Raw genomic sequence first — 6,279 nt, forward strand, 5'->3', positions numbered from 1 at the left:
GGACACGCGGTCGGTCACGCTGGTCCACCTCGCGGTCACCGCGCTCGACGTCGCGCCGGCCGGGGCAGAGCAGGGCCGCCTGTGGGGCGGTCCGTCCGGCGGTGACCTGCGCGCGCACCGGGCGCTCGACCGCGTGCAGGGGATCGTCGGCGGGGCGGGGATCCTCGTCGCCACCCTGCAGGGCGGCCGCGACGTGCGGGACCAGGTGCACCTGCGGCCGTGGGGGGAGCAGACGGAGCCGGCGCGGCCCGTCGACCGCCCCTGGCCCGGGCGGCTGCCCGATCCTGCACCGGCGACGGTGCTGGACCCGCCCGAGCGGGTCGACGTGCGCGACGCCGCCGGTGTGCCGGTGGTGCTCGACGTGCGCAGCGGGATGCGCGGGGAGCCCGCGTGGGTGCGGTGGCTGCCGCGGGTGCGCGACGAGGACGGTCCGGCGGCCCGCGAGCAGCCGCGCAGCCGCCGCAGGGAYGTCGGCGACGGGCGTGCGGTGGCCGGCTGGGCCGGGCCGTGGCTGCTCAGCGAGCGCTGGTGGGTGGCCGCCGACGACCGCCCCGGGCTGCGGGCGCACCTGCAGGTGACGTTCGACGACGGCCGGGCGGTGCTCCTGGCGTGCACGGCGAGCGGCTGGACCTGCGAGGCCACCTATGACTGAGAGATCGGCACACTTCCCCCCGCGCTACGCCGAGCTGCACGCGCACTCCGCCTTCAGCTTCCTCGACGGCGCCAGCCAGCCCGAGGAGCTCGCCGCGGAGGCGTCCCGGCTCGGGCTGCGGGCGCTCGCGCTGACCGACCACGACGGGCTGTACGGCGTGGTGCGGTTCGCGCAGGCGGCCAAGGCGGTCGACCTGCCCACGGTGTTCGGCGCGGAGCTGCACCTGCCCGYGCCGGACGGTCGTCGGCACCCGCGCGAGAAGGGTCGCGTCACGCCCGGGCCGCCCGTGCTCGACCTGCCGACGGGCATCCCGGACCCGCGGGCGTCGCACCTGCTCGTGCTCGCCCGCGGACCGGACGGCTACCGCGCCCTGTCCCGCGCGATCGCCGAGGCGCACCTGCGGACGGGGCAGAAGGGTGCGGCCGACTACCGGCTGGACGAGCTCGCGGCGACCGCCGCCGGGCAGTGGCTGGTGCTCACGGGCTGCCGCAAGGGGTCGGTGCGGCGCGCGCTCGCCGGCGGGGACCCGTCGGGCGTCGCCGGGGTGAGCCCGTCCGGGGTCGACGCCGCGCGGACCGAGCTCGACCGGCTGGTGGCGCTGTTCGGGCGGGACAACGTGGCCGTCGAGATCACCGCGGCCGGCGACCCCTACGACTCCGACCGTGCCGACGCCCTCGCGCACCTGGCTGCCGACGCCGGGCTCCCGCTCGTCGCCACCGGCAACGTGCACTACGCCACCCCGCGCGACGCCGACCTCGCCGCCGCGCTTGCCGCGGTCCGCGCCCGGTCGTCGCTGGAGGACCTGGACGGCTGGCTGCCCGGTGGCCCGATGGCGCACCTGCGGTCGGCCACCGAGATGCTCGCGCTGCACCGCAGGCACCCCTCCGCGGTGGCGACCGCGGCGGACCTGGCCGACGAGTGCGCGTTCGACCTGTCACTCGTCGCGCCGCAGCTGCCGCCGTAYCCGGTGCCGCCGGGGCACACCGAGGCGACGTGGCTGCGCGAGCTGGTCCGTCGCGGCGCGCTCGAGCTGTACGGACCGCCGGAGAAGGAGAAGGTGCCGGGCGCGTACGCGCAGCTGGCGCACGAGCTGCGCGTCATCGAGGACCTCGGGTTCCCCGGGTACTTCCTGGTGGTCTACGACCTGGTCGACTTCTGCCGCCGCAACGGGATCATGGCGCAGGGCCGCGGCTCGGCCGCCAACTCCGCGGTCTGCTACGCGCTGCGGGTCACCGCCGTCGACGCCGTCCGGCACGGCCTGCTCTTCGAGCGGTTCCTCGCCCCCGAGCGCGACGGCCCGCCGGACATCGACGTCGACATCGAGTCCGCGCGGCGCGAAGAGGTCATCCAGTACGTCTACGAGAAGCACGGACGTACACATGCCGCACAGGTGGCCAACGTCATCTCCTACCGGCCCCGGTCGGCGGTCCGGGACGCCGCGAGGGCGCTCGGGTACGACGTCGGGCAGCAGGACGCGTGGGCGTCGTCGATCGAGCGGTGGGGGAGCCTGCGCTCGACCGCGCCGACCCCTCCGCCCGAGAAGCCGTCCGCCGGACCTGGTCGGCGTGCGCGCCCGCACGTCGGCCACACGGGACCGGTGCCCGCCACCGCGCGCGAGGACCGCCGGCGCACGCAGGCCTCGATGTGGGGCAACACGTGGGAGCCCCCGCCGGTGCTGCGCGCGGCGAGAGGGGTGGAGACGCCGGGGCTGGCCACGGCCGACGGGCACGACGTGGTCCCGGCGGTCCGGCCACCGTCGGCGGACGACCTCGACGAGATCCCCGCGCAGGTCATCGACCTGGCGGACCGGTTCCTGCGCCTGCCGCGGCACCTCGGCATCCACTCGGGCGGCATGGTCATGTGCGACCGCCCGGTCATCGAGGTGTGCCCGGTGGAGTGGGCGCGGATGCCCGGCCGGACCGTGCTGCAGTGGGACAAGGAGGACTGCGCGGACGCCGGGCTGGTGAAGTTCGACCTGCTCGGGCTCGGCATGCTCACCGCGCTGCGCATCGGGTTCGGGTTCGTGCACGAGCACGAGGGCCAGGAGCTCGACCTGCACGGGCTGCCGGCCGAGGACACGCGCGTGTACGACCTGCTCAGCGCGGCGGACACGGTCGGGGTGTTCCAGGTGGAGTCGCGCGCGCAGATGGGCACGCTGCCGCGCCTGCAGCCGCGGACGTTCTACGACATCGTCATCGAGGTGGCGCTCATCCGCCCCGGTCCCATCCAGGGCGGCTCGGTGCACCCGTACATCGAGCGCGCGCACGGCCGCCAGCCCGTGACGTACCTGCACCCGCTGCTGGAGAAGTCGCTGGCCAAGACCAAGGGCGTCCCGCTGTTCCAGGAACAGCTCATGCAGATGGCCATCGACGTCGCCGACTTCACGCCGGCGGAGGCCGACCAGCTGCGGCGGGCGATGGGCTCGAAGCGGTCGACCGAGCGCATGGAGGCGATGCGCGACCGGTTGATGTCCGGCATGGCCGGGCACGGGATCGACGCGGAGACGGGCGGGCAGATCTTCGACAAGCTCAAGGCGTTCGCCGACTTCGGGTTCCCCGAGTCCCACGCCTACTCGTTCGCGTTCCTGGTGTACGCCAGCGCGTGGCTGAAGGTGTACCACCCGGCCGCGTTCTACGCGGGGCTGCTGGCAGCACAGCCGATGGGTTTCTACTCGCCGCAGAGCCTGGCCGCCGACGCCCGCCGGCACGGGTTGGAGGTGCTGCGCCCGGACGTGCAGCTGTCCGAGGTGCTGGCGCGCGTCGAGCGGCTGGGTCCGACGCCGGACGGTGGCGAGCCGCTCCTCGTCCCCGCGCCGAGCGGGACAGGTCCGGTCACCGCGCCGGGTGTGCGCACGGGGGACGGGACGCGGTCGCTCGCGGTCCGCCTCGGGTTGTCGTCGGTCCGGTCGGTGGGGGAGGACGTCGCGCAGCGGGTGGTCGACGAGCGCCGCGCGCACGGGCCGTTCGCCGACCTGCGTCAGCTGGTCCGACGCGTGCAGCTGTCGACCGCGCAGCTCGAGGCCCTCGCCACCGCCGGAGCGCTCGACAGCCTCGACGTGACGCGTCGGGAGGCGCTCTGGGCTGCCGGCGCGCTCGCCCAGGAGGGGCCGGACACGCTGCCGGGGGTCTCGGTGGGGGTGAGTGCACCGATGCTGCCGGGGCTCAGCGACGTCGAGATCGCGACCGCCGACGTGTGGGCGACGGGGGTCTCGGTCGACTCCTACCCGACGCAGTTCGTCCGCGACGGGCTCGACGCGGCGGGGGTGCTCCGGGTCGAGCAGGCGTACACCCACGAGATCGGGCGGCGGGTGGCCGTCGCGGGCGTCGTCACGCACCGGCAGCGGCCCGGGACGGCGGGCGGGATCACGTTCCTGTCGCTCGAGGACGAGACCGGGCTGCTCAACATCATCTGCTCGGCGGGGCTGTGGCAGAAGTTCCGCAAGGTCGCCCGGACGTCACGCGCGATGGTGGTCCGTGGCCGGCTGGAGCGGTCGGACGGCGCGACCAACCTGGTGGCGGAGCACCTGAGCGCGATGTCGCTCAAGGTCCGGACCGCGTCGCGGGACTTCCGGTGAGGCTCAGCCCTGCGCGACGGGCGCGTCGTCGTCGATCTGCGCCGCCTCGTCGACGGGCTCGACCGTGTCCGACGCCTCGGACTCCTCCATCGGCGGGTCCAGCGTCCGCAGCCGCGAGAAGATCGCCCACACCACCGCGACCAGCGGCACGGCGATGACGGCGCCGAGGATGCCCGCCGTGATCGTGCCCGCCGTCACTGCCAGGGCGATCGCGACGGGGTGCAGCCGGACCTGCCGGCCCATCACGAACGGCTGCAGGATGTGCCCCTCGAGCTGCCCGATGGCCGCGATGCCGATGCCGACGAACGCCGCCGACCACAGCCCGTTGGCCGCGAGGGCGACGATCATCGCCACGACCATGGCCGCGGGTGCGCCCACCAGCGGGATGAACGCGCCGATCATGACGAGCACGGCCAGCGGTGCCGCCAGCGGAACCTGCAGGACCAGCAGCAGGATGAACGCGAGGAGCCCGTCGGTCACCGCGATGATCACGGTGCCGCGCGTGTACCCGGAGAACGTGTACCAGCCGGCCCCCGCGGCGGTCTTCCACGAGTCCCGGTTACGCGTCGGCAGCTGGTTGAGGAACCAGGTCCACATCTCCCGACCGCGGGCCAGGAAGAACACCGTGCAGAAGATGGCGAGCGCGATGGCCGTGAACACCTCGACCACGGACCCGGCACCGGCGGCGGCCTGACCAGCAAGATCACCGGCGTGGTCCTGGACCCACTTCTGCCCGTTGCTGATCCACACGGCGATCTGGTCGTTGGTGATCGTGAACGGCAGCGGACCGTTCTCCAGGAAGTCGGTGATCTGCTTGATGCCCTGGCTGAACTGCTTCGCCAGGTCGGTCCACTGGTTCGCGATCGAGTACCCGACGTAGGTGAGCAGCCCCAGGAAGAAGATGATCCCGCCGAGGATCGACAGGGCCGTCGCCAGCCCGCGTGCCATGAAGCGGTCCAGGAAGTCGACGGCCGGCCGCAGCACGGCGGTGAACACGAACGCGATGAACAGCGCGATGAAGAGCAGCTGCACCTTGGCGGTCGCGTAGAAGATCAGCGCGACCATGAGGATGACGATCAGCAGCCGCCACGACATGCCCGCGGCGTTGCGCAACCAGCGCGGGGCCGTCTGCTCGGCCCCGTACACGCTGGGGTTGCGCCGGGCACCCGCGACCTTCCGCGCGGTCGGGCTGTTGCTGCTGTCAGTCATGGGGCTCCCTKCATCACCGCTGGTCGCGCCTGGGCTCGGCGTCTGCGGCCAGTCTGCCCCGGGGGGCCGATGCGTGCCGCCCCGCAACGCCGTGCTATCTTTTCTGCCGCACCTGAGGGAGCCTACGGGCCCCCTGCGGTCCACCTGTCCGGGTGGCGGAATGGCAGACGCGCTAGCTTGAGGTGCTAGTGCCCGAAAGGGCGTGGGGGTTCAAGTCCCCCTCCGGACACTCGTTGAGACAGCGACGAACAAGGCCCTGACCAGCAGCAACGCCGGTCGGGGCCTTCTTCGTGCGGCAACTCGGGACCTCTGGCCCTGGTGACCGGCCGCGGCGCGACGACGATCGAGACGTGGGTCGCCGACGAGGATGACCACGTCGATCGCTGGAGGGCATCATGACGCGCGTGCTGGTCGCCTACKGGAGCACCCGAGGCGGCACCGAGGGTGTGGCGGAGATGATCGGCGAGGACCTGCGCGAGCACGGTCACGATGCGGTCGTCCGGCCTGCCGCCGAGGTCGAGGGGCTCGCCGACGTCGACGCGGTCGTCGTCGCGGGTGCGCTGTACGCCGGCCGCTGGCACAAGGACGCGCGACGGTTCGTCCACCGGAACGAGCAGAGACTGTCCCAGCTCCCGGTCTGGCTGGTCGCCACCGGTCCGCTCGACGGGTCGGCGACGAGCACGACCATCGGGCCTGTGGGTCAGGTGCGGTCCGCCGCGCGGCGGATCGATGCGCGCGGGACGGTGACGTTCGGCGGGCGGCTCCTCCCGGATGCCACGGGCTTCCCGGCCTCCTCCATGGCGAAGAAGATGTCCGGCGACTGGCGTGACCCGCAGCAGATCGC

The 6,279-nt window shown here is 73.5% G+C and carries 3 protein-coding genes, 1 tRNA gene and 1 pseudogene; 4 read left to right on the forward strand and 1 reads right to left on the reverse strand.

From position 1 onward, the window contains the following. Positions 1 to 652: pseudogene (locus ACXJKG_RS18545) on the forward strand (DNA polymerase Y family protein); the annotation flags it as partial. Continuing rightward, positions 645 to 4,226 (forward strand): error-prone DNA polymerase, encoded by a 3,582-nt coding sequence (locus ACXJKG_RS18550; RefSeq protein WP_456847216.1) that lies wholly within the window; start codon positions 645 to 647, stop codon positions 4,224 to 4,226. The pseudogene ACXJKG_RS18545 and the gene ACXJKG_RS18550, both read left to right, overlap by 8 nt. Positions 4,227 to 4,229: 3 nt before the next feature. On the opposite strand, the gene ACXJKG_RS18555 is transcribed toward ACXJKG_RS18550, so the two are convergent. Further along, on the reverse strand, positions 4,230 to 5,435 hold the full coding sequence (locus ACXJKG_RS18555) for an AI-2E family transporter (protein WP_456847217.1): 1,206 nt from the start codon (positions 5,433 to 5,435) through the stop codon (positions 4,230 to 4,232). A 146-nt stretch (positions 5,436 to 5,581) separates the two neighbouring features. Between ACXJKG_RS18555 and ACXJKG_RS18560 the strand changes: the two genes are divergently transcribed. Both ACXJKG_RS18560 and ACXJKG_RS18565 read left to right on the forward strand, forming a co-directional pair. Continuing rightward, positions 5,582 to 5,664, forward strand: a tRNA-Leu gene (locus tag ACXJKG_RS18560). 166 nt (positions 5,665 to 5,830) lie between these two features. Then, a partial coding sequence (locus ACXJKG_RS18565; RefSeq protein WP_456847218.1) for a flavodoxin domain-containing protein occupies positions 5,831 to 6,279 on the forward strand: 449 nt, incomplete at its 3' end.

The organism is Cellulomonas sp. P5_C6 (assembly GCF_054049635.1).